This is a genomic window from Corynebacterium sp. HMSC066C02 (assembly GCF_001814945.1).
In the GTDB taxonomy this organism is placed as follows: Bacteria; Actinomycetota; Actinomycetes; order Mycobacteriales; family Mycobacteriaceae; genus Corynebacterium; species Corynebacterium aurimucosum.
Window position 1 is genome coordinate 142,067 of sequence record NZ_KV818474.1, and the last position, 25,902, is coordinate 167,968.

21 protein-coding genes and 1 tRNA gene are annotated in these 25,902 nt (G+C 60.8%); 18 read left to right on the top strand and 4 right to left on the bottom strand.

Features of this window, described 5'->3' with window-relative positions:
* Nucleotides 1–6: 6 nt before the first annotated feature.
* The 5 genes from HMPREF2996_RS11060 (at nt 7) to rplA (ending at nt 2,893) form a co-directional block, all read left to right on the top strand.
* Nucleotides 7–82 (top strand) — tRNA-Trp (locus tag HMPREF2996_RS11060).
* Between the two features lie 25 nt (nt 83–107).
* Entirely contained in the window at nt 108–434 is a 327-nt protein-coding gene (gene secE, locus HMPREF2996_RS11065; protein ID WP_070448002.1) for a preprotein translocase subunit SecE, read from the top strand.
* Between the two features lie 139 nt (nt 435–573).
* On the top strand, nt 574–1,482 hold the full coding sequence (gene nusG, locus HMPREF2996_RS11070) for a transcription termination/antitermination protein NusG (RefSeq protein ID WP_070731373.1): 909 nt from the start codon (nt 574–576) through the stop codon (nt 1,480–1,482).
* 165 nt (nt 1,483–1,647) lie between these two features.
* Entirely contained in the window at nt 1,648–2,091 is a 444-nt protein-coding gene (rplK, locus tag HMPREF2996_RS11075) for a 50S ribosomal protein L11 (RefSeq protein WP_010189723.1), read from the top strand.
* Between the two features lie 97 nt (nt 2,092–2,188).
* Nucleotides 2,189–2,893 (top strand): 50S ribosomal protein L1, encoded by a 705-nt coding sequence (gene rplA, locus HMPREF2996_RS11080; RefSeq protein WP_070731374.1) that lies wholly within the window; start codon nt 2,189–2,191, stop codon nt 2,891–2,893.
* 102 nt (nt 2,894–2,995) lie between these two features.
* On the opposite strand, the gene HMPREF2996_RS11085 is transcribed toward rplA, so the two are convergent.
* From HMPREF2996_RS11085 to HMPREF2996_RS11100, 4 genes are all read right to left on the bottom strand, one after another.
* Nucleotides 2,996–4,384: a type III PLP-dependent enzyme domain-containing protein gene (locus HMPREF2996_RS11085; protein ID WP_070731376.1), complete on the bottom strand. Its 1,389-nt coding sequence runs from the start codon at nt 4,382–4,384 to the stop codon at nt 2,996–2,998.
* On the bottom strand, nt 4,381–5,682 hold the full coding sequence (locus tag HMPREF2996_RS11090) for an FAD/NAD(P)-binding protein (protein WP_070731378.1): 1,302 nt from the start codon (nt 5,680–5,682) through the stop codon (nt 4,381–4,383). The genes HMPREF2996_RS11085 and HMPREF2996_RS11090 overlap by 4 nt, the downstream gene beginning before the upstream one ends.
* The gene (locus HMPREF2996_RS11095) at nt 5,679–6,695 is read right to left on the bottom strand and encodes a pyridoxal-phosphate dependent enzyme (RefSeq protein ID WP_070644698.1); all 1,017 of its coding nucleotides are present in this window, start codon (nt 6,693–6,695) and stop codon (nt 5,679–5,681) included. Before HMPREF2996_RS11095 ends, HMPREF2996_RS11090 begins: the two co-directional genes overlap by 4 nt.
* Nucleotides 6,696–7,170: 475 nt before the next feature.
* The gene (locus HMPREF2996_RS11100) at nt 7,171–7,965 is read right to left on the bottom strand and encodes a siderophore-interacting protein (RefSeq protein WP_070448018.1); all 795 of its coding nucleotides are present in this window, start codon (nt 7,963–7,965) and stop codon (nt 7,171–7,173) included.
* 125 nt (nt 7,966–8,090) lie between these two features.
* On the opposite strand from HMPREF2996_RS11100, the gene HMPREF2996_RS11105 reads away from it, so the two are divergent.
* The 13 genes from HMPREF2996_RS11105 to HMPREF2996_RS11160 all read left to right on the top strand — a co-directional run.
* A complete protein-coding gene (locus HMPREF2996_RS11105) occupies nt 8,091–9,035 on the top strand; it encodes an ABC transporter substrate-binding protein (RefSeq protein WP_070731379.1) in 945 nt (314 codons plus the stop codon).
* Entirely contained in the window at nt 9,036–10,103 is a 1,068-nt protein-coding gene (locus tag HMPREF2996_RS11110) for a FecCD family ABC transporter permease (RefSeq protein ID WP_083313812.1), read from the top strand. It abuts the gene before it with no gap.
* The gene (locus HMPREF2996_RS11115; RefSeq protein ID WP_070731381.1) at nt 10,100–11,152 is read left to right on the top strand and encodes a FecCD family ABC transporter permease; all 1,053 of its coding nucleotides are present in this window, start codon (nt 10,100–10,102) and stop codon (nt 11,150–11,152) included. Before HMPREF2996_RS11110 ends, HMPREF2996_RS11115 begins: the two co-directional genes overlap by 4 nt.
* Complete coding sequence (locus HMPREF2996_RS11120; RefSeq protein WP_070731383.1) at nt 11,130–11,954, top strand: ABC transporter ATP-binding protein; 825 nt, start codon at nt 11,130–11,132, stop codon at nt 11,952–11,954. Before HMPREF2996_RS11115 ends, HMPREF2996_RS11120 begins: the two co-directional genes overlap by 23 nt.
* A gap of 338 nt (nt 11,955–12,292) precedes the next feature.
* The gene (gene rplJ, locus HMPREF2996_RS11125) at nt 12,293–12,814 is read left to right on the top strand and encodes a 50S ribosomal protein L10 (RefSeq protein ID WP_070644693.1); all 522 of its coding nucleotides are present in this window, start codon (nt 12,293–12,295) and stop codon (nt 12,812–12,814) included.
* An 86-nt stretch (nt 12,815–12,900) separates the two neighbouring features.
* Complete coding sequence (gene rplL / locus HMPREF2996_RS11130; RefSeq protein WP_046647762.1) at nt 12,901–13,287, top strand: 50S ribosomal protein L7/L12; 387 nt, start codon at nt 12,901–12,903, stop codon at nt 13,285–13,287.
* Nucleotides 13,288–13,509: 222 nt separating this feature from the next.
* Nucleotides 13,510–13,743, top strand: a complete 234-nt coding sequence (locus HMPREF2996_RS13035) for a type II toxin-antitoxin system RelE/ParE family toxin (RefSeq protein ID WP_246815784.1) — start codon at nt 13,510–13,512, stop codon at nt 13,741–13,743.
* Nucleotides 13,721–14,065: a HigA family addiction module antitoxin gene (locus tag HMPREF2996_RS11135; RefSeq protein ID WP_186312136.1), complete on the top strand. Its 345-nt coding sequence runs from the start codon at nt 13,721–13,723 to the stop codon at nt 14,063–14,065. The genes HMPREF2996_RS13035 and HMPREF2996_RS11135 overlap by 23 nt, the downstream gene beginning before the upstream one ends.
* Before the next feature lie 117 nt (nt 14,066–14,182).
* Nucleotides 14,183–15,139, top strand: coding sequence for a cell envelope lipid trafficking protein PgfA (locus HMPREF2996_RS11140; RefSeq protein ID WP_070644692.1), 957 nt, complete (start codon nt 14,183–14,185; stop codon nt 15,137–15,139).
* Between the two features lie 277 nt (nt 15,140–15,416).
* Nucleotides 15,417–18,896 (top strand): DNA-directed RNA polymerase subunit beta, encoded by a 3,480-nt coding sequence (locus HMPREF2996_RS11145; protein WP_070448029.1) that lies wholly within the window; start codon nt 15,417–15,419, stop codon nt 18,894–18,896.
* A 104-nt stretch (nt 18,897–19,000) separates the two neighbouring features.
* Nucleotides 19,001–22,996 (top strand): DNA-directed RNA polymerase subunit beta', encoded by a 3,996-nt coding sequence (locus HMPREF2996_RS11150; protein WP_070731385.1) that lies wholly within the window; start codon nt 19,001–19,003, stop codon nt 22,994–22,996.
* A 123-nt stretch (nt 22,997–23,119) separates the two neighbouring features.
* Nucleotides 23,120–23,545 carry an ECF transporter S component gene (locus HMPREF2996_RS11155; RefSeq protein WP_246823035.1) on the top strand — a complete coding sequence of 142 codons (426 nt, stop codon included), beginning with the start codon at nt 23,120–23,122 and terminating at the stop codon, nt 23,543–23,545.
* Nucleotides 23,546–23,887: 342 nt separating this feature from the next.
* The coding region (locus HMPREF2996_RS11160; RefSeq protein WP_210398931.1) for a hypothetical protein at nt 23,888–25,902 on the top strand (2,015 nt) is incomplete at its 3' end.

Below are 25,902 nucleotides of genomic sequence, written 5' to 3' on the forward strand. Positions count from 1 at the left end.
ACGCAGAGGGGCGTGGCGCAATTGGTAGCGCAACGGTCTCCAAAACCGTAGGTTGCAGGTTCGAGTCCTGTCGCCCCTGCCACATCACTTCCAAGGAGGGAATCGCCGTGAGCGAGGAAAAGCAGCCGAGCACCGGGGCTCCGCGCCCAACCGGCAAGCGTCAGCTCTCTGGCGCAGCGACCACCTCTACTGATTCCTACACCGACAAGCGCGTCGTGCGCGTCGAGGATAAGAAGGAAGATTCTTTCGGCGGATCCGTCGGCTCCTTCCCGGGTGAAGTCGTCTCTGAGATGAAGAAGGTCGTGTGGCCTACCGGCAAGGAAATGCTTCAGTACGTTCTGGTGACCTTCGCCTTTCTTATCGTCCTCACCGCTCTGGTGTGGGGCGTGGACACGCTGACCGGCCTCGGAGTTGAAGCAATCCTCGCGCCTTAGTACACTAATTTCATACTTTCATCCCGCCGCCTTCCCGCTAGCTCGACTAGGGGAAACGGCGGGATACTTTTTGCCCTAGTCCCGCCGAGTACCCTGGTGGGGGACTAGAAGAATGAACACCAATTTGGAGTAGCAGACAATGAGCGAAGAAAACACTGGCACCTCCCTCGAGCAGGCCATGATCGATAACGTCCAGGAACAGGCCGCCGAAGCGGTCGAGGCTACTGAGGAATCCCAGCAGCCGCAGGAGGAACTGTCCGCTGAGGAGAAGGAAGCTGCCGAAAAGGAAGCTGCTACCAAGGCCGCTGAGGCTGCTCTCGGTGGCGTCACGGATGAGGCTGAAGGCGAGGGTGCAGGGGAGGCGTCGGCAAGCGCTGAGGCAGACGCCGCCGCAGTAGCCGACGCCGAGTATAAGTCCCGCCTGCGCGCCTTTACCCGCGAGCTGAAGAAGCAGCCGGGCCAGTGGTACATCATCCAGTGCTACTCCGGTTATGAGAACAAGGTGAAGACCAACCTCGATATGCGTGCCCAGACACTCGAGGTGGAGGATTCCATCTTTGAAGTCGTTGTGCCGGTCGAGCAGGCCATTGAAAAGAAGGACGGCAAGAAGAAGGTAGTCAAGCGCAAGCTGCTGCCGGGCTACGTGCTGGTGCGCATGGAGCTTAACGACGCCGCCTGGTCCGTCGTCCGCGATACCCCGGGCGTGACCTCCTTCGTGGGCAATGAGGGCAACGCGACCCCGGTGAAGATCCGCGACGTTGCTAAGTTCCTCATGCCGAACGATCCGACGGTCTCTCCGGAGGACTCCGCAGCAGACTCCGAGGGCGAGCAGGTTGTGGCCATGCCGGAGAAGGAGGCCGCCAAGGCCTACGCGCACGACTTCGAGGTGGGCGAGGCCGTCACCATCCTGTCTGGCCCGCTGGCTTCCGTCTCCGCCACCATCTCCGAGATCGACCCAGAGACCGGCAAGATGCAGGGCCTGGTGTCCATCTTCGGCCGCGAGACCCCGGTGGAGCTGTCCCCGACGGAGATCGAGCGCATCTCCTAAAAAGCGATTTTGAGCTGGGCGCACGGTGTTCTAGACTTGAACGCCGTGCGCTTTTGCGCATCTTGAAACGTTCATCCTCCGGTGGCCCACAATGCGTGAGCATCCGGACGGGGCGCTGTTATTCATCGTGGCGGCACTCCGGTACCACAGGAAAGAGGTAATTCGATGGCTCCCAAGAAGAAGGTCACTGGCCTGATCAAGCTCCAGATCGAGGCAGGCGCTGCTAACCCGGCTCCGCCGGTCGGCCCGGCACTCGGTGCCCACGGCGTCAACATCATGGAGTTCTGCAAGGCCTACAACGCTGCGACCGAGTCCCAGCGCGGCAACGTCGTGCCGGTGGAGATCACCGTGTACGAGGACCGCTCCTTCGACTTCAAGCTGAAGACCCCGCCGGCAGCTAAGCTCCTGCTCAAGGCCGCTGGCATCAAGAAGGGCTCCGGCGTTCCGCACACCGACAAGGTTGGCTCCGTGACCTGGGATCAGTGCAAGGAGATTGCACAGACCAAGTTTGAGGACCTCAACGCTCGTGACATCGAGAACGGCGCCCGCATCATTGCTGGTACCGCTCGCTCCATGGGCATCACCGTTGACGGCGTCCCGGCTAAGTAAAAATTCGATTTAATGCGCGATACGTTCTGTATCGCGCGTGGCAGGGCCAGCTTCGGCCCGCTAACACCACATCAATCCAAGAAAAGGAATTGCACTTATGAGCACCAAGTCCAAGGCATACAAGGCTGCCGCTGAGCTGGTAGACCGCTCCCGCCTGTACCGTCCGATCGAGGCCGCCAAGCTGGCCAAGGAGACCTCCTCCAAGAACTTCGACGCCACCGTTGATGTTGTCTTCCGTCTCGGCGTTGACCCGCGTAAGGCTGACCAGCTGGTTCGCGGCACTGTCTCCCTGCCCCACGGCACCGGTAAGGACGTCCGCGTGGCTGTCTTCGCTGAGGGCGACAACGCTGAGGCTGCGAAGGCTGCTGGCGCCGACATCGTGGGCACCGAAGAGCTGATCGCTGCTATCAACGAGGGCAACATCGACTTCGACGTTGCTATCGCTACCCCGGATCAGATGGCCAAGGTTGGCCGCGTTGCCCGCGTGCTGGGCCCGCGTGGTCTCATGCCGAACCCGAAGACCGGCACCGTGACCGCTGACGTGTCCAAGGCCGTTGCTGACGTCAAGGGCGGTAAGATTTCCTTCCGCGTTGACAAGGCTTCCAACCTGCACGCCATCATCGGCAAGGCTTCCTTCGATGCTGAGAAGCTGGCTGAGAACTACGGCGCGCTGTACGACGAGATCATTCGCCTGAAGCCGGCCTCCGCTAAGGGCATCTACGCCAAGAAGGTCACCATCTCCACCACCTTCGGCCCGGGCATCCCGGTCGACGCTTCCGTGGAGAAGAACTACACCGAGTAAATCGGTCTAGCGCATCGCGCTAAATGGCACAGGGCTTCGAGGTTTACCCTCGGAGCCCTTTTCCTATGCCTGCCAGTCCCGTGGAGATAGCGGCTCGGATCGCTAGGCGTCGATATCGTCTGGCTCCCAGCCCCGGCCGTCTGCGTCCAGGTAGACATTGCGTGCTAACGGAATCTGGTGAGAGGCAGATTCCAAAATATGCATGAAGTAACCGGCGGTGTTGGGGATAGCGAGGGTATCGCCCACCGCTATGCCCTCCGGGAAATCGAGCTCGCGGCGTAGGATGACTTCATCTTCGATGCAATAGGCCCCCACCACGAACCCGGTGCGCGGTTCCCGGTCCAGCGCACCGCGGTCTCCGGCAGTGGGCACGAGGAGCGGGTCGAGCAAGATATCATCCGCCGCGGTACGGCACTGGGTGCGGTTCATGGCGGCGCCGATGAGAGGTAGGCCGTCGGAGCGCTCTTTGAGGAAGCTGACCTCGGCGAGGATGATGCCGCAGCCATCGAGCAGGCTGCGCCCTGGCTCCAAATGAAGAGAAATATTCCGCTCGCTCAAGGCACGGCCGGCAGGTCCAAACCCGGCCACCTCACCAGAAAGAAGTTGGTCTAACCACTGGCCGCGGGTGGGTGTTTGCCAGAAGGGGTAGGTATTTGAGAGCGGGTCGGACTTCCAGGTGAAAGGCTCACCGGTGCCGGCGCGCTGGGCTGCGATGCGTTGCTGGTAATACTCCCATTGCTCGCGGGATTCGAGGTAGCTCATGGGAACACCGCCGCCGATATCGATGAAGGAAGCAGGCTGGCCAACTAAGCGGAGGTGCTCGATGAGGGCGATGGCCTCCGCGAGTGCGGTGCGGCGGTCCGATTCGCTATAACCATGCAGGTGTACGTGAACGCCGTCAGCGTGGATGGTTTCGGGCCACGCGTGGCTTTGCCATGCGTGAAGGAGCTCACCGAAGCGCGTCGGCGGTAGGTTATCCGGGTTGGGGGCAAGGCGCGGTGCGACGTGCGCGGTGTGGTTGAGGGCCTTGGCAAGGGCAGCGATGCGCTCGGCTTCCGCTCGCGAATCGCAGGAAATGGTGACTCCGCGGTCGATAGCTAGTCGCAGCAACGCGTCGGTCTTAATAGCCGCGCTGAGGATAATCCGCTCGGGCGCGACTCCACGGTTAAGCACTTGGCGCAGCTCATTTTCACTGGCGACGTCCACGCCCAGACCAGCCTCGCGGGCGGCATCGACGAAGCACAAGGCTTTATTGGCCTTGCGAGCGAAAAATACCTGGGTGTCCACGCCATGAGAGGCGCCGGCATCGAGGAGCTCTTGGGCGTTGCGGCCCAGCGGTGCGGGGTTGAGCACATTAACGGGCGAGCCATACTCGGAGGTAAGGCGGGAAACTTGCTGTGGGTCGCCCACCAATTCCGTCATCCACTCTTCCCACCGCGCGCGCAGCGCAACGGTGCCATGAACGGGTAACGGGGTGGTGTGGTTGGTCATGGGTTTACTACTTTCTCCGCCCAACGGGGGATGTCATCGTGCACGGAACGGTTCAACGAGTCATGGCCGGGAAGCTCAAGCTCATTCATGCGGCCGATTTCCACGACGCCGGGGACATCGTGGAAAGGGGTGAGGATGGCTTGGGGAGCTACGGTGGCATCGATAAGCAGATCAATGCCACCCTGCTCGCGCCAGTGGTCTATCTGGTCCGGGGCGGCGAGGTAGCGGGTATCTACCACGCCTGTGCGGATGAGCTCGAGCAGGTGCCGCGCGGTGACCGGTGGTGGGCCAAAGGCCACGCGCTCGAGGGTGCGCGAGAGCTCACGGAAGCCGGGCATGGCGCCATGAGTCTTATGCCATTCAACGCATTCTTGAAAGAGCCCCCGAAACGCCGCGCCTACAGCCGCAGCCGGGGTAAGCGTCCCGGTGCCCTCGGCGGCGCGGAGGGAGGCATCCAGCTCCGCGACGGCATCGCCGGAAAAGTCGTGGCCGTCGAGCACTGCAGCGAGGTCCCCGGTGGAAAACTCACCCATCGATCCGGCGGCCGCCAGGAGGATGTCGCGCAAATCATCGGCATTGTGCACGCCGGCACAGGCGCGCCTTACGTCGGCCGGGATCTCGGGCTGCGGCGTGCCCGGGGCGGGCTTGACCTCCATGAAACGCCCGCTGCGGCTCACCGGGAAGATGAGCTCGGCGGTATCGCCGTACAGCAGGCAGACATCGATGAAGCTCAAGGCAGCACCGCGCACCCCAATCCGTCGCGGGGCACTGGGCAAATCGGCGCCGAAGTAGAGTCCGGTAATCGGAACGCGGGAAGGCTCGTGAACTAAGGCACCGGGGTGGAGGTGATCGTGGCCGGTGCAGACGAGGACTTCGTCGAAGGGCGAGCCATCGACGATGAACCCGTCGTCAGCGGTAGACACCGAACGCACACGCTGGGGTAGGTGTCGAATGCGTACGTGCTGCGGGGCGCGGTGCAGGGCAGCAGCCCACGTATCGGCCAGGAATTGCCCTACCTGCGCGCGCGGCGGGAAGGCATCGGTGGTGGATTCCCCGCGGCGGGTGCGCCAAGCGTTGAAGCTATCGTGTGCGGTGGTGACGATGGCGCAATTGACGTTAAGGCGCCATTGCGACGGCTGCTGCGGGCGATACACCGCGCCGGCGCCGGCGGGGTAGGGATCAAAGACGGTGATATCCACGGGGATGCGGGCGCGCTCGATGAGTTCTTCTACGGCCCACAGCCCGCGTGGACCGCCGCCGATGATGGCGATGCGGCGGGAAGGTTCCTGCGGGCTCACTCTGAATCCCCTTCGACGCGCGCGGCGAGCTCGGGAGGAGAGATGTCGAAGTGCTCGCAGACCCAGGAATCGTTGTAGATGGTATCGAGGTAAGGCTGGCCACCGTCGTGGAGTACGGCCACGACCTCTGCACCGGCCGGAAGGGTAGGCGCGAGACGCTGGAATGCCGCGATGACCGCGCCGCCGGAGGCCCCAGGCAGAAGGCCTTCGGCCTGGGCGAGGCGACGAGCTGCCACAATGGCATCCAGATCGGGCACACGCTCTACTGAGGACGGCGAGAATTTGGTGGATAGATCGGTGACAATGCCAGCACCATAGCCCGGCAGCATGCGGGTGCCGCGCTGGCCCCCAAACAACACGGAGCCTTCGGCATCGACACCGATGGTCTCCGTATCCGCGCCAATCTCAGTGAGCTTTCGCACGCAGCCGCCGAGAGTACCGGTGGTGCTCATAGCGACGAGCAAGTGGGTGGGTGCCTGTCCGAGCTGGTCCACGATTTCCGTCATCGTGCCTTCGGCGTGGGCGTAAAAGGCGGCCTCGTTGGAATACTGGTTGAGATTGAAAGAATTGGGGATCTCTTCTAGAAGCTCGGCCACGCGGGTGCGGCGAGCGGTGAGCCAATCGCCGGTTTCCGGGTCCGGGTGATCCAGCAATTCTACGTGGGCGCCGTAGGCCCGCATCGTGGCCACGGTGGAGGAATTGACGCGCGGATCGACCACGCAGTGGAATTTCATACCCGCAAGTGGGGCCTGGCGGGCCAGTGCCATGCCGAGGTTGCCCGAGGAAGACTCCACCAGGGTGGATCCGGGGCCTATGTCGCCGGCGTCAAGCGCGGCTTGGATGAGTGCGCGTGCGGTGCGGTCCTTGGCGGATCCGCCCAGGTTGAATTGCTCTAGCTTGAGATAGAGGTGCACATCGGTACGGGGATTAATGGCGTCCACGCGCATCAGCGGGGTATGGCCAATAGGTGGTTGGGCTTGAGAATGAATCCGTGGGTTCATCATTAGCCCCATGGTAGACCTCTGCCTGCGGCTTTTCCCGTGTCTAGTGCTGGATTTGTGTAGGGTAACGGCACTTTTCTCACTAACAGGCAATTGGCAGGTTGGTGGTATGGGATTACAAGGAACATGCCGCATAATAATCTTGTGCGTTTGAGAGAGGCGCATGAGAGATAGAGAGAACACCCTGAGTCTTGCAGGGCGGGCGGCGTGAGAAACCGCCTGATAGACAAGACCCCTTACAACGCGGGTCCCAGATTTTACTGGGACCCGCGTTGTACTGTGTGCGGAGACTTTAGCCCCAGGTGGCTTTAACCCCCAGCGCACCTGAGGCACGTGACTGGAGGAGGGGAAGGGGGACCAGACTAAAGACACCATATGCAGCGCTGAATCGAGATAAGCCCAGGTGAATGCATGCGCTCCTTTGCATAAGGTGCCATTGCTTTGGTCCCTGTGCCCCAGGCGGCAGGCTCTAGAGGCGAAGACTGCTCTAAGGCCGCGGCCTCCCTTTCATCCAGTACACGGACCAGATGACCTCTTCGCGCGGAACGCCCCAGTCATGCACGGCTAATGAGCGCACAGCTTTTGCGAGATCCCCTTCACCGGCAACCCATACCGAATCTGGTGCGGTATCGGGGGTGAAGCGGGAGCCGAGAAGTTGTCTGGCGCGTGTGCAGTGTTCGTCGTGTGGAGCCAGGACCATGGTGAGTGAGCGGACCTTGCCGCGCCACGTCTCCTCCAAGCCGTCTTCAACTTCATCGTCGTCTGTGATCATGGCAACGACGTCGACTGCATCCAAGATTTCCGGTGAGAAGGCTTCGTAGTGCTCGAGGATGTGCCACAGTGCCGGTAGAGCAGAGGCATCCGCGAGTAACAGTTGTGACTTCCTAGGGGCCTGCCACAGTGCTTGCCCGGTATATATTCCGGCGGTATCCCCGGGTTGGGCATTGAGGATCCAGTGTGAACCCGGGCCATTATCGCCATGGGTCACCACGTCGACATCGATGGTGCACGCTTCTTGGTTGAGCTTGCGAATGGTGTACCAGCGCAATGCTGGGCGAATGTCGTCGGGCAATCGGGTGACGGCGGCGCGAACATTGGCATCGTCGACCGGGAAGGGCGAAAAATCCTGCTCGTCTTGGGGCATGAGGAGCCCAAAATACTCGTCAGGTCCGGCTAAGGGGTAGTCACTAAAGGCCGGCGAGTGAAAAGTTAAACGGTGCAGTCGCGGCTTGAGGCGGGTGTTCCCGGTGAGGGTTACGGGAAGTAGGCGGTGATGCGTCAAGGGAATTGATCCTAGGTAGAGGCCAAATTTGAAACCATCATAACGCGCAGGTTAGGCTAGCCTCAAATAAGTTAGGGGGCGCGTTAATGTGCGTGCCGCTTCCCTGTGAAGGAAAGGTTCATTCCATGGTTGCTATCAACCGGCGCGCGAAAGCAGTGCTCGCTATTGTCTCAGCGGCAGCGATTGCTTTAGCGGGGTGCTCGCGCGGAAGTGGCGAGGACAGCGCGGGTGCGGACAGTGCTGAGGAGGTGCGCGTTGCCAGCCTGGGGCTCGGTGATGCCGATACCGTGCTGGCACTCGGAATCACTCCGGTTGCTGTGGCCCCCTGGGGTGCGAAAGGGGATGGTGATCCCTCCGGCGTTGGCCCATGGGCGAAGGAACTTTTGGGTGACGCCCAGCCCGAGGTGATTTATAACACCGCTTCCGGTTTCACGGCAGAGGTTCTTGAACAGGTCACGGCCTCGGATCCCACGCAGATCATCGCCGTGAACCAAGCTGTGGATCAGGAGGCGAAGAAATCCCTCGAGGATATCGCCCCGCTGACCGTGAAGCCCGAAGGTTTCGAAGACTGGCAGATTCCCTGGGAGGAACAAGTCAAGACCATCGCCTCTGCCGTGGATAAGGAAGAGGAGGGGGAGAAGCTCATTGACCAAGCAGAGGACGCCTTTAAGCAGTTCAAGGACTCCCACCCGGAGCTGCAGGGCAAGCGCGCAGCCATCGTCATGCCCTATGAGGGGAAGCTGGGCCTCTACACAGCAGAAGACGGCCGCGGCCAGTTCATTGAGAACCTCGGCTTTGACATTCCGAAGGAACTGCAGGGTGATGGTTCCAGCTTCTTCGTGGACTATGCCCCGGAAAACTACTCCCAGCTCAACAACGTGGACTACCTGTTCGTCTTGGATTACAACGGCGCGGCCGATGAACTCAAGAAGGATTCCACGTTCCAGGGCCTCGACGTGGTCAAGGATGGCCGTGTTCGCTACCTGGACACGGACACCGGCAATGCGATGAGCATGCCAAATCCGCTGACTATTCCGTGGGCCGTCGACAAGTTCGAAGAGAAGCTTTAAGTGCTCGCATTACCGAGGAAGGCTGAGGCTATCCACGGTTCTGCGGGTGCGCGCCACGGCGGTGAGGCAGCCGCATTGGATTCGCGGGGGAGAAGCCGCGCACTGCTCACCACGGCCCTAGTTGTGTCGACCCTCCTCCTTTTGCTGTGCTCATTGGCGGTGGGCTCGAGGGCTATTCCGCTGCCGGATCTGTTGTCTGCGCTCCTCCGCGGAGGCGAAGCAGATATCGAGAACATCGTGTGGGATTTGCGTATCCCCCGCACGTTCGTGGCCTACTTCGCGGGTGCCGCAATCGCGGTATCGGGTGTAATCGCCCAGTCTTGGACTAGAAATCCCCTGGCCGATCCGGGCTTCATCGGTATTACCGCGGGAGCTTCGTTCCTGGTTGCCCTCGGGACGGCGTTAGGTGTCGCCACCTCAACCGGGATGCGGACCGCGCTGGCCCTCGTAGGCGCCGGCCTGGCCACAGCATTAGTACTGGGTGTATCCCGGCGGTTTCAGGATCCCCTGACGCTGGTCCTAGTCGGCGCGGGAGTTGCTGCTGCCTTGAGCTCTGGCGCCATGCTGATCGGCCTGTACTCCACGGATGTCCTCGACAGCATGCGCCGGTGGACCATTGGCTCCACGTTTGGGCGCGGCCCAGAGGATGTCGCCATCGCAGGTGCCGGATTGTTCATCGGGTTTATTATCGCCGCACGTGTGGCGCGCCCGCTCGATCTTCTGGCAATGGGGGAGGAATCCTCGGTTGCCCTAGGCGGCTCTCCCACGCTGGCGCGGCGCGGCGCTGCCTTGAGCATCGTTGTCCTAGCAGGATGCGCTACCGCGGCGACGGGGCCCATTGCTTTCGTCGGATTCGCCATCCCCCATCTGCTGCGCCGGTTCACGGGGCCAGAAGTTACCGCGATGATTGCACCGGCCGCATTGCTCGGTGGTTGCTCCGTACTCGCTGCGGATATTCTCGGCCGCCTCATCGCGGGGCCCTCTGAGCTGGAGATGTCCATCGTCTTGGCCTTTGTGGGCGCACCATTTCTCATCTGGGCCGTACACCGTGGGGAGCACAAGCTATGAGTGGGTTGCAGAAGGGGGACGTCGCCAAGCAACTGCGTTCCCAAGAGCGGCAGCGCCGGACATGGATATGGGCAGCGACCTGCTTCTTTGTTCTGGTCGCAGCAAGCTCCTATGTCCTCCTTTTGGGTCAGGGGCCTGTGGCCTTGAGCCCGGGGCGGGTCCTGGAGATTCTCAACGGCGGCGGAAGCCGAAGCGAAATCCGCGTTGTCTGGGACCTTCGCATGCCGGTAGCTCTAGCGACCCTCATCGTGGGTGCCGCGCTCGGGCTGGCGGGATCGTGGACGCAGTCAATGTCACGCAATCCGCTGGCCTCGCCTGACATTCTTGGCGTGACTGGTGGCGCGTCCGTCATGGTGGTTCTCGGAACGGTAGTCTCCCGGCCGCTGCTTGCCGACGGGCTCTCCATGTTCTGGTGGAGGGCCGGACTCGCGCTGTTGGGTGCCGTGCTAGCAGCCATCCTGCTGGTGGCACTTGGGGGAATCGGCACGAGCAACCGCATCGTCATCGTCGGAATCGCGCTCTCCCTGCTGTTTCAAGCGCTGGTGGCGTATCTCTTGCGCGCAGCCGAGCTCCTTCGCGCGGCGCAATCCCAGCTGTGGCTGGCGGGAACCACGGGCTTCGTGCGGATGGAAGTCATTCTTCCTTTGCTCGTGGGGTTGACTCCTTTTGTGGTGCTTGGCCTGTGGTGTGCTCGGGAGTTGCCGCTTCTTGCGCATGATGATCTCTCGGCCCTTTCCCTCGGGGTTAACATCACGCGAACACGGGCGCTGCTGCTGGTCGCAGCTACGGGCATCTGCGCGGTGACCGTATCCGTGGCCGGCCCCATTGGTTTCATCGCGCTCCTGGCCCCGCATGTGGGGCGCATTGTTGCCCGAACGCCCACGCCGGTGCCCCTAGTCTCCTGCGCTGCCGGCGCCGCCTTGTTGAGCGCGTGCGCTGTCATTGCTGGAATGCTGCCGATAGACGCTCCAGTGGGTGCTGTCTCCTCCATCATCGGAGGTTGTGCCCTGGTCATCTTGGTGTGGAATGCCGCACGGCGGAGAGGATAAAAAACTTGTGAAAGACAGAGAAATTACAGCTACCGGTATTCATGCCGGTTATAAGGACGGGGAAGACATCCTGTCCGGCGTTGACTTGGTGGCCCGCCCGGGTGAAATCACCACGCTTATTGGACCGAATGGTTGCGGCAAGTCCACGCTGTTGAAGACCTTGTCTAAGATTCTTCGCCCGCGACAGGGGAGCGTGCACATCGGCGAGCTAGACGTGCACGCTATGAGCCCGAAAGAAGCAGCTGCCCACGTGGCGCTTCTTCCGCAGCAGCCGATGGCACCGGACGGGCTGCGTGTGGGCGAGCTCGTAGCGCGCGGCCGCTACCCGCACCTGGGCCGCGGGCGGGGACTGTCCGCGAAAGACCGCGACATCATCGCGCAGGCCTGCGTGGAGACGGGCATTACGGACTTTATCGACCGTGACATCGCGGCGCTCTCGGGCGGCCAACGCCAGCGCGTGTGGCTGGCGCTTGCTTTGGCGCAGGACACGCCGGTGCTGCTTCTCGACGAACCCACCACCTTCCTCGACCCAGCCCACGCCATTAGCGTTTTAGAGCTCGTGCGCAAACAAGCCGACTCGGGGAAAACAGTCGTCGTCGTGTTGCACGATCTCATGTTGGCCGGTCAGTACTCCGACACCATGGTGGTCATGAACAATGGCGAGGTCATCGCGCAGGGAACTCCCCGCCAAGCGTTGCGGAAAGACGTGCTGGCAGCCGCTTATGGCATCGATGTGGAAATCTGGGATGACCCGCGAGGTGACTCTCCGGTTATCGTTCCGCGTGGGGTGCTCGGTGACTAGACATGCTCATACACGAGCTCGAGTAGGAAACTCGTAGCGGAGCGATTTGGAGTTGTGGCAGGTCGGGTTGTAAAGTACCTAGCGAAGTTTGAACGGCCCGCTGAGGCCGAGTCAAAGTTCACCGAAGACCGTCGGTCATCCGGATACCCGGATCGAAGGTTCCTCATCCTAGAGGGCGGCCCACGCAGGAGACACTTTGCGAATGAGCGCGGATTTCCGCGCGCGCCCTGTGCTCTTGCACGGGGCTTTTGTTATTTCGGTTGTCCATCGGGCAAGCGGAGTAGGGAAGGCCCCGGCGGAAAACACAAGAGATGTTTCGAAAGGAGGCGAAGTAGAAAATGGCAAACCCGAAGAACACCGCAGACCTGGCGGCACTGAAGGAGAAGCTCGAGGGTGCAAACTCCATCGTGCTGACCGAGTACCGTGGCCTGACCGTGGGTCAGCTCCAGGAGCTGCGTACCAACCTCGGTTTTGACGTTGAGTACTCCGTCGCCAAGAACACCCTTTTCAAGATCGCTGCCAACGAAGCTGGCATCGAGGGTCTTGACGAGCACCTGACTGGCCCGACCGCTATTGCGTTCATCAAGGGCGAGGCAGTGGATGCTGCGAAGGTCATCACCAAGTTCGCTGATGACAACAAGGCACTCGTTATCAAGGGTGGCTACATGGACGGCAACGCTCTGTCTGCCGACCAGGTTGAGGCCATCGCCAAGCTGGACAACCGCGAGACCACCCTCGCAAAGCTGGCTGGCGCCATGAAGGGTTCTATGGCAAAGGCTGCCGCCGTATTCAACGCTCCTGCAACCAAGATGGTCCGCACCGCTGCGGCCCTGCAGGACAAGAAGGCTGCGGAAGCTTAAGACGCCACTTACAGGCGCACAACTTAAACACACACACTTATCTGGCTGCCTAGCGCGGCCAGGAACAATGAGAAAGGATGCCAATCATGGCTAAGCTCACCAAGGACGAGCTCATTGAAGCTTTCAAGGAAATGACCCTCATCGAGCTCTCCGAGTTCGTTAAGGAGTTCGAGGAGGTCTTCGACGTTGAGGCCGCCGCTCCGGTTGCTGCTGTTGCTGCTGGTGCCCCGGCTGCCGGCGGTGCCGCTGAGGAAGAGAAGACCGAGTTCGACGTCGTTCTGACCGACGCTGGCGCTAAGAAGATCGGCGTTATTAAGGCTGTCCGTGAGATCGTCTCCGGCCTGGGCCTGAAGGAAGCTAAGGAGCTCGTTGAGGGTGCTCCGAAGGCTATCCTCGAGGGTGCTTCCAAGGACGACGCTGACGCTGCTAAGGCTAAGCTCGAAGAGGCTGGCGCTTCCGTCGAGCTCAAGTAATTCACCTGAATTACTCAGCTTTCCTGCGCAGCACACTCGCTGCGCGCCAACAACCCCGTTCCGCTTTCCTGCGGTGCGGGGTTGTTCCCGTTTTGCCGGAACCCCGATGGCCCGGCGGATTCTAAACATTTCGTGTCAAGTCTTGACACTAGGGTCAAAAAGAGACACTATTGGAGTGTGCAATTTCGGCGTAGAAGTCTCGAGCGGTTCCATCAGGATGGTGTGCCGCCGCGATATATTCCATCGGAATTGCGCTCGGTAGTGCGCCGCAAGTTACTTATGATTGGGCGGTCTGTAAATGTCACGGACCTTCGGATTCCACCAGCAAACCGGTTGGAGCGGCTCAAGGGTGACCTTGGTGGTTACTACTCAATTCGCGTCAACTCGCAGTGGCGCATCATATTCAAGTGGACACCCGAAGGAGCTGTTGACGTTGACTTTATCGACTACCACTGACGCGCATACTCATGTTGATGTTGTTCCCGTTCCGCATCCTGGAGAAGTCCTTCTCCTAGAATTCCTCAAACCCTGCGGTATCACCCAGTATCGCCTGGCCAACGACATTGGCACTACTCGTTCCCAAGTTTCCAAAATCACTCGCGGTGCGCTCGGTATCAGTGCCGATATGGCTTTGCGTTTGTCGGCCTACTTTGGGAATTCCGCGGAGTTCTGGCTCGGGCTTCAAGAGGAATACGATCTGTGGAAAGCTCGCCAGACTACGGATGTCAGCGCCATCGTCCCGTGGAATCACAAAGAAGAAGCCGACTCTCACTCATAGAAACAGATAACTTGCGCTCAATGCGAGGTAAGGGTCGCCCCGCAGCGCCCCATAAATCTGAAACGCACCCTCCAGGGAAATGTGTTTTGAACAAACGAGTCGGTAGGATAAGCCACCATGCTGCCCAAGTCCCGCATCTTCTCCGTCCTCCTGCTCGGCCTTGGCGTTGCGCTGATCGCAGCTGGCCTAGCGGCTTCGAGCTTCTTGAGCTTTAGCCCGCGCCTGCCGCTGGATATCAAGGACACTACGTGGACGATGCAGGATGAGAATGCCACTGGGCAGGCACTGTCCGCAGAGGGTGTTACGCAATACGAGGAGCCGATGACCTATCAGCTCAACCTGGACATCCAGGACCCGGCGGACAAGGACACGGCGACGCTGCGGGTGGGGGAGTCAGCCATCCGTGGCGGCACCGGCAATGTGGAGGACTTAAGCTTTGCGCGCGTGTGGAATTATCCCGTCGACCGCCTCAGCGGTGAGGCCACGGGCCCGGCGGCGCTCTCCCACACCATGGGCTCGCCCACGGCGGAGGTCCCAATCGAGGGCTACTGGCTGAAGCTGCCTGCTGATGCCGAGCAGACCACCTACCCGGTCTTTGACCCGGTCCTGCGCAAGGCTGCCGACGCCGTCTTCGAGGAATCCCTCGACATCGATGGTCGCACGGTCTACCGCTACCACCAGGAGATTGAACCCACCAACGTGGCTACCCTTTATGCCGGGAACACGACTACCACGCTGAGCAATGAAGATGGCTCCACCGAGCAGGGCTACCTCTTCCACGCCGCAACCCGGGACCTCTTTGTAGACCAAGCCACCGGACTCGTCGTGGGCATGGACGTCGATATCAAGGACTACTGGGCCGACCGCGAGGGCAACGAGCGCGAGGTGCAGTTCGCCTTCAACGGTGCCACTGATGAGGAATCCCGCGCGGAGCTGCTCCAGCAAGCAGAGCGCTTCCCGCGGAGTGCTGTGGGGCAGTGGGTGCGCTGGGGTGGCGTCGGCATCGGCGCCCTTCTGGTGCTGCTCGGAGCGCTGGGCGCTTTCCGCCGTCCCGCCAGCCGTCACTCTCGCTAGCCGCGCGTGCGAATCTCCGCAGCGACACGCCGACGGCACGTTTCGCCTTTACAAGGCTGCCATTATGCTATAGGCTATTTCGTTGCGCTGGAATCTGGATCTTTAGTGCACATTTAGCCTTTCGAGCGGTGATGGTAAAACCGACTTGACAAGGTGATTTTGTGCATTCTAAACCCAGTCATTCCACAGCAGACCGAATGCTAAATCTACCAGCGGTTTTGCACCTCACCGGCCAGGGTGGGGCCGCAATCCGCCAGAGGTACTGGAAGGACCCATCTTGGCAGTCTCCCGCCAGACCAAGTCAGTGGCCAACATCCCTGGAGCCCCGAAGCGATACTCCTTCGCTAAAATCAGCGAGCCTATCGCTGTCCCGGGCCTCCTCGATCTACAACTCGATTCTTACGCGTGGCTCATCGGCACCCCCGAGTGGCGCGAGCGCGAGCAGGCAGAGCGCGGCGAAGACGCACGCGTGACGAGCGGCCTTGAGGATATCCTCGAGGAGCTTTCTCCGATCCAGGATTACTCGGGCAACATGTCCCTGTCCCTGTCGGAGCCTCGCTTCGAGCCGGTGAAGAACACCGTGGACGAGTGCAAAGAGAAGGACATCAACTACTCGGCGCCACTGTATGTCACCGCAGAATTCATCAATAACGACACCCAGGAGATTAAGTCCCAGACCGTCTTCATCGGCGATTTCCCGATGATGACCGATAAGGGCACCTTCATCGTCAACGGCACCGAGCGCGTTATCGTTTCGCAGCTCGTGCGTTCCCCGGGTGTCTACTTCGACCAGACCATCGACAAGTCCACCGAGCGCCCGCTGCACTCCGTGAAGGTGATTCCTTCCCGCGGTGCATGGTTGGAGTTTGACGTCGACAAGCGCGACACCGTCGGCGTTCGTATCGACCGCAAGCGCCGCCAGCCGGTCACCGTGTTGCTCAAGGCCCTGGGGTGGAGCGAAGAGCAGATCAAGGAGCGCTTCGGCTTCTCCGAGCTCATGATGTCCACCCTTGAGTCCGATGGCGTGGCCAACACCGATGAGGCTCTGCTGGAGATCTACCGCAAGCAGCGCCCAGGCGAGCAGCCCACGCGTGACCTCGCACAGGCACTGCTGGATAACTCCTTCTTCCGCGCCAAGCGCTATGACCTGGCCAAGGTGGGCCGCTACAAGGTCAACCGCAAGCTCGGCCTGGGCGGAGACCACGATGGTCTGATGACCCTGACCGAGGAAGACATCGCCGTCACCCTCGAGTACCTCGTGCGCCTGCACGCCGGCGAGCGTGAGATGAAGGCCCCGAACGGTGAGATGATCTCCATCCACACCGACGACATCGACCACTTTGGTAACCGTCGTCTGCGCACCGTCGGCGAGCTCATCCAGAACCAGGTCCGCGTGGGCCTGTCCCGCATGGAGCGCGTCGTCCGCGAGCGCATGACCACCCAGGACGCCGAGTCGATTACCCCGACTTCCCTGATCAACGTCCGTCCGGTTTCTGCTGCCATCCGCGAGTTCTTCGGTACCTCCCAGCTCTCGCAGTTCATGGACCAGAACAACTCCCTGTCCGGCCTGACCCACAAGCGCCGCCTGTCCGCGCTGGGCCCGGGCGGTCTGTCCCGTGAGCGCGCCGGCATTGAGGTGCGAGACGTTCACGCTTCGCACTACGGCCGCATGTGCCCGATTGAGACCCCGGAAGGCCCGAACATTGGCCTGATCGGTTCGCTGGCTTCCTACGCCCGCGTCAACGCTTTCGGCTTCATCGAGACCCCGTACCGCAAGGTGGTGGACGGCAAGGTCACCGACCAGGTGGAGTACCTCACCGCCGATGAAGAGGATCGCTTCGCTATCGCGCAGGCTGAGGTTGAGAAGGATGCCGACGGCACCCTGACCGGCGACCGCATCGAGGTCCGCCTCAAGGATGGCGATATCGGTGTGACCGACGCCTCCGGCGTGGACTACGTTGACGTGTCCCCGCGCCAGATGGTCTCCGTGGCAACCGCCATGATTCCGTTCCTCGAGCACGACGATGCTAACCGTGCGCTCATGGGCGCGAACATGCAGCGCCAGGCCGTGCCGCTGGTGCGTTCCGAGGCCCCGTACGTGGGCACCGGTATGGAGCAGCGCGCTGCCTACGATGCCGGTGACCTCATCATCACCCCGAAGGCGGGCGTGGTGGAGAACGTCACCGCTGACCTCATCACCATCATGGATGATGAGGGCCAGCGTGATACCTACATGCTGCGCAAGTTCGAGCGCACCAACCAGAACACCAACTACAACCAGACTCCGCTGGTCTCCCTGGGTGACCGTGTGGAGGCAGGCCAGGTGCTTGCCGACGGCCCCGGTACCCACAACGGTGAGATGTCCCTCGGCCGCAACCTGCTGGTTGCCTTCATGCCGTGGGAAGGCCACAACTACGAGGACGCCATCATCCTCAACCAGCGCATCGTGGAGGAAGACATCCTCACCTCGATCCACATCGAGGAGCACGAGATCGATGCTCGCGATACCAAGCTGGGCCCGGAGGAGATCACCCGCGAGATTCCGAACGTCTCCGATGACGTTCTGCGTGACCTCGACGAGCGCGGCATCGTCCGCATCGGTGCTGACGTCCGCGCGGGCGATATCCTCGTTGGTAAGGTCACCCCGAAGGGTGAGACCGAGCTGACTCCGGAGGAGCGCCTGCTGCGCGCCATCTTTGGTGAGAAGGCCCGCGAGGTTCGCGATACCTCCATGAAGGTGCCGCACGGTGAGACCGGTAAGGTCATCGGCGTTTCCCGCTTCTCCCGCGAGGATGATGACGATCTGGCCCCGGGCGTCAACGAGATGATCCGCGTCTACGTGGCTCAGAAGCGCAAGATCCAGGACGGCGATAAGCTCGCCGGCCGCCACGGTAACAAGGGCGTTGTGGGCAAGATCCTCCCGCCGGAGGATATGCCGTTCATGGAGGATGGCACCCCGGTGGACATCATCCTCAACACCCACGGTGTGCCTCGTCGTATGAACATCGGTCAGGTTCTCGAGGTTCACCTCGGCTGGCTGGCACACGCCGGTTGGAAGATCGACACCGAGGACCCGGCCAACGCCGAGCTGCTCAAGACCCTTCCGGAAGAGCTGTACGACGTCCCGCCGGAGTCGCTCACCGCAACCCCGGTCTTCGACGGTGCCACCAACGAGGAGATCTCTCGCCTGCTGGCTTCCTCCAAGCCGAACCGCGATGGTGACGTCATGGTGGATGAGCACGGCAAGGCCCGCCTCTTCGACGGCCGCTCCGGCGAGCCTTACCTGTACCCGGTTTCCGTCGGTTACATGTACATGCTCAAGCTGCACCACCTCGTCGACGAGAAGATTCACGCCCGCTCCACCGGTCCGTACTCCATGATTACCCAGCAGCCGCTGGGTGGTAAGGCACAGTTCGGTGGCCAGCGCTTCGGTGAGATGGAGGTGTGGGCAATGCAGGCATACGGCGCTGCCTACACCCTGCAGGAGCTGTTGACCATCAAGTCCGATGACGTGGTCGGCCGCGTCAAGGTCTACGAGGCCATTGTCAAGGGTGACAACATCCCGGATCCGGGTATTCCGGAGTCCTTCAAGGTCCTCCTCAAGGAGCTGCAGTCCCTCTGCCTGAACGTGGAGGTTCTCTCCACCGACGGCACCCCGATGGAACTGTCCGGCTCCGACGATGACGACATGGACGGCGCTCCGTCCCTGGGCATTAACCTGTCCCGCGACGAGCGCTCCGACGCAGACATCGCCTAGCTTCTTGGTCCGCCGCCTATCAACAGCGGCGGGCATAACGAAACACCACCTACATTCAAAGCCATCAACTTCCCCCCTGACGGGGGATGAAAGGGAGACATTACGTGTTTGACGTAAATCTCTTCGACGAGCTCCGCATCGGGCTGGCCACCGCAGAGGACATCCGTCGCTGGTCCAAGGGCGAGGTCAAGAAACCCGAAACCATTAATTACCGCACCCTCAAGCCGGAGAAGGACGGCCTCTTCTGTGAGCGCATCTTCGGCCCGACCCGTGACTGGGAGTGTGCCTGCGGTAAGTACAAGCGCGTGCGCTACAAGGGCATCATCTGTGAGCGCTGTGGCGTCGAGGTGACCAAGTCCAAGGTGCGCCGTGAGCGCATGGGTCACATCGAGCTGGCCGCGCCGGTTACCCACATCTGGTACTTCAAGGGCGTTCCTTCCCGCCTGGGCTACCTGCTGGACCTGGCTCCGAAGGACCTTGAGCGCATCATCTACTTCGCCGCCAACATCATCACCTCCGTGGACGAGGAAGCTCGCCACAATGACCAGTCCACTCTGGAAGCAGAAATGCTGCTGGAGAAGAAGGACGTGGAGGATGACGTCGAGGCAGAGATCGCTGAGCGCGCTGCCAAGCTCGAGCAGGATCTGGCCGAGCTGGAGGCCGTCGGCGCTAAGGCCGACGCCCGCCGCAAGGTCCAGAACGCTGCCGACAAGGAGATGCAGCACATCCGCGAGCGCGGTGAGCGCGAGGTTGCTCGCCTCGATGAAATCTGGAATACCTTCATCAAGCTGGCTCCGAAGCAGATGATCATCGATGAGACCATCTACGAAGAGCTGGTTGACCGCTACGAGGATTACTTCACCGGCGGCATGGGTGCTGAGGCTATCCAGACCCTGATCCGCAACTTCGACCTCGAGGCTGAGGCCGAGGAGCTCAAGGAGATCATTAACAACGGCAAGGGCCAGAAGAAGATGCGTGCCCTTAAGCGCCTGAAGGTTGTTGCAGCCTTCCTGCGCTCGGGCAATGACCCGGCCGGTATGGTCCTGGATGCTATCCCGGTGATCCCGCCGGAGCTGCGCCCGATGGTGCAGCTGGACGGTGGCCGCTTCGCTACCTCCGACCTCAACGACCTCTACCGTCGCGTGATCAACCGCAACAACCGCCTCAAGCGCATGATCGACCTCGGTGCTCCCGAGATCATTGTGAACAACGAGAAGCGCATGCTGCAGGAGTCCGTTGACGCGCTCTTCGACAACGGCCGTCGCGGCCGTCCGGTCACCGGCCCGGGTAACCGCCCGCTGAAGTCCCTGTCTGACCTGCTCAAGGGTAAGCAGGGCCGCTTCCGCCAGAACCTGCTGGGTAAGCGCGTGGACTACTCCGGCCGTTCCGTGATTATCGTTGGTCCGCAGCTCAAGCTGCACGAGTGTGGTCTGCCGAAGCTCATGGCACTGGAGCTGTTTAAGCCCTTCGTCATGAAGCGCCTCGTGGAAAACGACTACGCGCAAAACATCAAGTCCGCTAAGCGCATGGTGGAGCGCCAGCGCTCCGAGGTGTGGGACGTCCTCGAAGAGGCCATTTCCGAGCACCCGGTGATGCTGAACCGCGCACCTACCCTGCACCGCCTGGGTATCCAGGCCTTCGAGCCGAAGCTCGTCGAGGGTAAGGCCATTCAGCTGCACCCGTTGGCTTGTGAGGCTTTCAACGCTGACTTCGACGGTGACCAGATGGCAGTCCACCTGCCCCTGTCCGCCGAGGCACAGGCTGAGGCACGTGTGCTGATGTTGGCTTCCAACAACATTCTGTCCCCGGCCTCCGGTAAGCCGCTGGCTATGCCGCGCCTGGATATGGTTACCGGCCTGTACTACCTCACCATGGACAAGGCCGAGGACGAGATCGGCGGTGAGGGTCGTTACCAGCCCGCCACCGAAGACCGTCCGGAGCAGGGCGTGTACTCCTCCTACGCGGAGGCCATCATGGCTCGTGACCGCGGTGTCCTGGGCCTGCAGGCCCCGATCAAGGTGCGCATCTCTCACCTGCGTCCGCCATCAGACATTGAGGCAGAGCAGTTCCCGGATGGTTGGCAGAAGGGCCAGGCTTGGCTCGCTGAGACCACCCTGGGCCGCATCATGTTCAATGACCTGCTGCCGTGGAACTACCCGTACCTCGAGGGCGTCATGGTCCGTAAGGGCGGCGCTGGCAACAAGATGCTGCTGGGCGACGTCATTAATGACCTCGCTGCCAAGTACCCGATGATCACCGTTGCCCAGGTTCTGGACAAGATGAAGGACGCGGGCTTCTACTGGGCCACCCGTTCCGGCGTGACCATCACCATGCACGACGTTCTGGTTCTGCCGAACAAGACCGAGGTTCTCGAGTCTTATGAGAAGGAAGCAGAGCGCATTGAGCGCAAGTACTGGGAGCAGGGTGCCCTGACCGAGCGCGAGCGCTACGACCGCCTGGTGGAGCTGTGGAAGGATGCCACGGACACCGTTGGTAACGCCGTCGAGGAGATGTACCCCGACGACAACCCGATTCCGATGATCGTGAAGTCCGGTGCTGCCGGTAACATGCGTCAGATCTGGACCCTGGCCGGCATGAAGGGCATGGTTGTGAACTCCAAGGGTGACTACATCACCCGTCCGATTAAGACCTCCTTCCGCGAGGGCCTGTCGGTTCTGGAGTACTTCAACAACTCGCACGGTTCCCGTAAGGGTCTGGCGGATACCGCTCTGCGTACCGCTGACTCCGGCTACCTCACCCGTCGTCTGGTGGACGTGGCGCAGGACGTCATCGTCCGCGAGGAGGACTGTGGCACCCGCCAGGGCGTGCGCGTCCCGCTCGGTATCGAGGTGGCCGAAGGCTCCTACGACCTGCACGAGCTGTGGGAGACCTCCGCATCCGGCCGCGTCGTGGCTAATGACGTCAAGGATGAAAACGGTGAGGTTATCGCCGAGGCCGGCGCTGACCTGACCGAGGAGCTCAGCCGCACGATCGTCAACGCTGGTGTTCTGGAGATCAAGGTTCGCTCCGTGCTGACCTGCCAGACCCCGGCCGGTGTATGTGCCAAGTGCTACGGCAAGTCCATGGCCTCCGGCAAGCTCGTCGATATCGGCGAGGCAGTCGGCATCGTGGCAGCACAGTCCATTGGTGAGCCGGGTACCCAGCTGACCATGCGTACTTTCCACCAGGGTGGTGTCGGTGGCGATATTACCGGCGGTCTGCCGCGTGTTCAGGAGCTCTTCGAGGCCCGTAACCCGAAGAACCGTGCTCCTATCGCCTCCGTCGACGGCACCGTGTCGCTGTCCGATGAGGGCAACTTCTGGACGCTGACCATCACCCCGGATGATGGCTCTGACAATGTGGTCTACGAGAAGCTGTCGAAGCGTCAGGGCTTGGCTCAGGTCCGCCGCCCGATGGAGTCCAACCCGGACGCCATGATTGAGCGCTCGCTTCGCGACGGCGACCACGTCACCACCGGTGACCGTCTCATGCGTGGTGCGGCTGACCCGCACGACGTGCTGGAGGTCCTCGGCCGCCGCGGTGTGGAGAAGCACCTCATCGACGAGGTTCAGGCCGTCTACCGTGCACAGGGTGTGGCCATCCACGACAAGCACATCGAGATCATCATCCGCCAGATGCTGCGTCGCGGTACCGTCATCGACGCTGGTACCACCGACCTGCTGCCGGGCAACCTCATTGACCTTTCTGAGGCCAAGCAGGTTAACGCCGCTCAGGTTGCTGAGGGCGGCCAGCCGGCACAGCTGCGCAGTGAGATCATGGGTATCACCAAGGCCTCCCTGGCTACGGAGTCCTGGCTGTCCGCGGCCTCCTTCCAGGAGACCACGCGCGTGCTTACCGACGCCGCCATCAACAAGCGCTCGGATCAGCTCATTGGTCTGAAGGAGAACGTCATCATCGGTAAGCTGATCCCGGCCGGTACGGGTATCTCCCGCTACCGCAACATCAGCGTCAAGCCGACTGAGGCCGCACGCAATGCTGCGTACTCCATCCCGACCTACGGTGATTCCATCTACGGCGACGATGGCTTCGGTGAGTTCACCGGCGCTTCCGTTCCGCTGGAGGAGGACTACACGTTCTAGGACCTAGTCCTTAGCCCTTGAACACCAAAGGGAAACCGAAGACCCGCGCTTCACCCCGCCACACGCTGGTGGGGGAGGAGGCGCGGGTCTTTTCTTGGCGTTTGTCTCAGCTGGGAAGGCTTGATGACTTTGCTCTCTGCTTTAGGGGTGCTGCAGTTTATGGGTGCTCTGTGCGCGGCCTTGACCACCCGCAAGCCGGGTGCGGCCTTCGTGGGCTATGTCATGACCGTTATTTTGTGCCGTGCGTTGGTTGGGAGCTTTGAGCAGTTGGGGTGGCCAACAATCCTCCTCACCGCCCTGGCAATGGAGGCAGCCTTTTTCGCCTTCAAATACACCCGCTTCACCATTCTCACCGGCGCACAATCCGGTGCCGCTGCTGTGCTCGTTACCGGAATCGATGCCTTCGTCACCCTCGACCTCGCTCCCGGTGATGCCGCGCTCCAATTCCGCGCCGAAGTCATTCAGCTGCTCGTCACCGTCGTGACCGTTGCGCCGGTGTCCTACCTTTTGGCCATAGCAGTGCGGTCGGCGTTCTATAAAACTTCTTAGGTTGAACCTCAGGTTGATACCCCCGCCAAGACCCCTCAGTTGGGAGCTTGACGGGGGTACCTAATGTGCGACCTGGATTCCGAACGTAAATAAACCTGTAAACGTCATGAACATTGGAACCGGCTGTGGCCTGCAACTTTACAAATTTCATCCTACGGAAACAGTGTGACGTGCATGGACGCCGTTAACCGCCGACGAAATTAGCTCTTGCGGAGAGTGGCGGGGGGGGGTAACGTCTCAGCTTGAGTCCAGTCTGCCTTCAGGAACGCTTAACAGGCTTCGAAATCTGACCTAGGGCAGCAGTTGACCCATTCCCTAATTGTTCTCATGAAAGGATTCTTCATGAACTTGAAGAGTTTCAACGGTTCCGCTCGTCGCCGTGGTACGACGATTGCAGCCGCCGCGCTCTCTGTCGCGATGGTTGCGCCCTTCGTTCACCCAGTCGTAAGTCCGAATGCTGCGCCGGCCGCTATTGCTCAGGACACCACGCCTGACCAGAAGCCCAGTGTGGATACCCGAGGCACCTCGGAAGCGACCGCTATCCGCGCAGATGGTACCTGGATGCAGAAGCAAGGCTACCAGGGCACGGTCTATTTGGACCGTGACTCAAACCTGAGTGACCAGGATAAAGCCGACGAGGCAATGGCGGGTGTCAAGGTTTTCTTGCAGTACGTCAACGGCAAGGGCCAAGTATCGCCAATTTATTACACCACATCGGATTCCGAGGGCAAGTTCGTCTTCGACCTTTCTAATGCGCCTAAGGACGGTTTGGGCAACCCGATTGAATTCAAACTGGCAGGAGATTCGAAGTTCCAGGTCCGCACCTGGGCCGAAAACCCAGACCCGGCAAAATACACCTTGACAGCCGGTGGCGACATGTACAGCGGCCGCTTCCACAACCGTTTGACCCGTAAATGGGAAAGCTGGGACTTTACGGCTGGAATTAACCGCATCGTAGGCGCGAAGGTCGTATTCCAGGAGCGCCCAAACATTCACGGTTGGCTTGCTAAGCCTGAAGCTGAGTGGACAGAGGCACCGACTGCCGATAAGAAGTGGCCAGAGGGCGGTATTTTTGGTACCGCACGCGGCAGTGTTTGGTGGGAGAATAACGAGGCTGGTGGCACCCTAGCGCAGATATATTTCAAGGGTTCTTCAGACCGAGCTGCTACCGACGTTAAGGTAGTTGGGTCTTATGTTAACGACGAAGTGGCCCGTCAGTTCGATGCTTGGAAGGACGCCAACAAGAACTACACCCGTGAGCAGTTCCGTGTCGCACAAAAGGAAATCGTCGACAAATACCAGGCTGAGCACGGCGAAGGCTCCCACATTGCGGAGTCCCGCGTTGCCTATGTAAAAGACGATGGGTCCTTCTATTTGCCGTTCGCTGGCTTGTATGGCGTCAGCCACACCAACAAGGGAAACAAGACCACTGATGAAGAGTGGGGCAAGCTCGTCTCTGCTGAGGAAGAAGAGCATGGCAACCTGATGCAGTGGAACGGCACACTTGGCCAGCGTCACCGCCACATCAACACGGACTATATGTACCTGTATCCGGTAGTTGGTGAGAACCGTGACCTGTGGATGGGTAACTACCAGGACAACATGTTCCAGCCCTCGAATGAATTGTTCCTCGGTCAAGCGAACACGTCAGCGAATATTTCTGTCCAGAACTTCGCCTTGCTGACTCCGCGCCCGATCCACGACGTGTTCAACTACGATAACGCGTCTGCTATTGCAGCTCCTGGTGATACTGCCAAGTCGAAGACCACTGGTTTGGTTCCCAACCAGGAGTACGCTATTGAGTGGTTTGCCGACGGTGAATCCACTGGTGAAGTCTGTACCGTTACCGCTAACGAGCTCGGTGAGCTGGAGTCCTGCGACTTCACCGTTCCGAACGGTCTCTCCAAGCCGACTGTGTACTCTTCTCAGGTATTCGCTGCCGATGCTTCGGGTAAGCCAACGGGCACCCTTCTTTTGGCCGACTCCTTCTTGGCAGACCCGACCGTTGTTAACTACGACGAGACCAAGGGGACTGCCAAGGAAAAGGATCTTGAAGTAAAGCCTTCCTTCGACAACCCGAATACTGATGCCGAAGAGAAGATGCCGGAAGGTGCAACTTTCGAGTTCGTAGATCCTGCCGCTGCTGAGAAGCTGGGCCTGAAGATCGACGCTACGACCGGTGTGATCACCTGGCCTGCAGATAAGCAGGTTGAAGGCCAAAATGAGGCCTTGGTAAAGGTTACTTGGACCCCGGCTGAGGGGGCTGATCCGGTATCTCGCGAGGTTCCTGCGAAGTTTGACCTGGATGCACCTGCTGCAAAGGACAATGAGACCTTTGAGCCTGGTTATGAGGATGG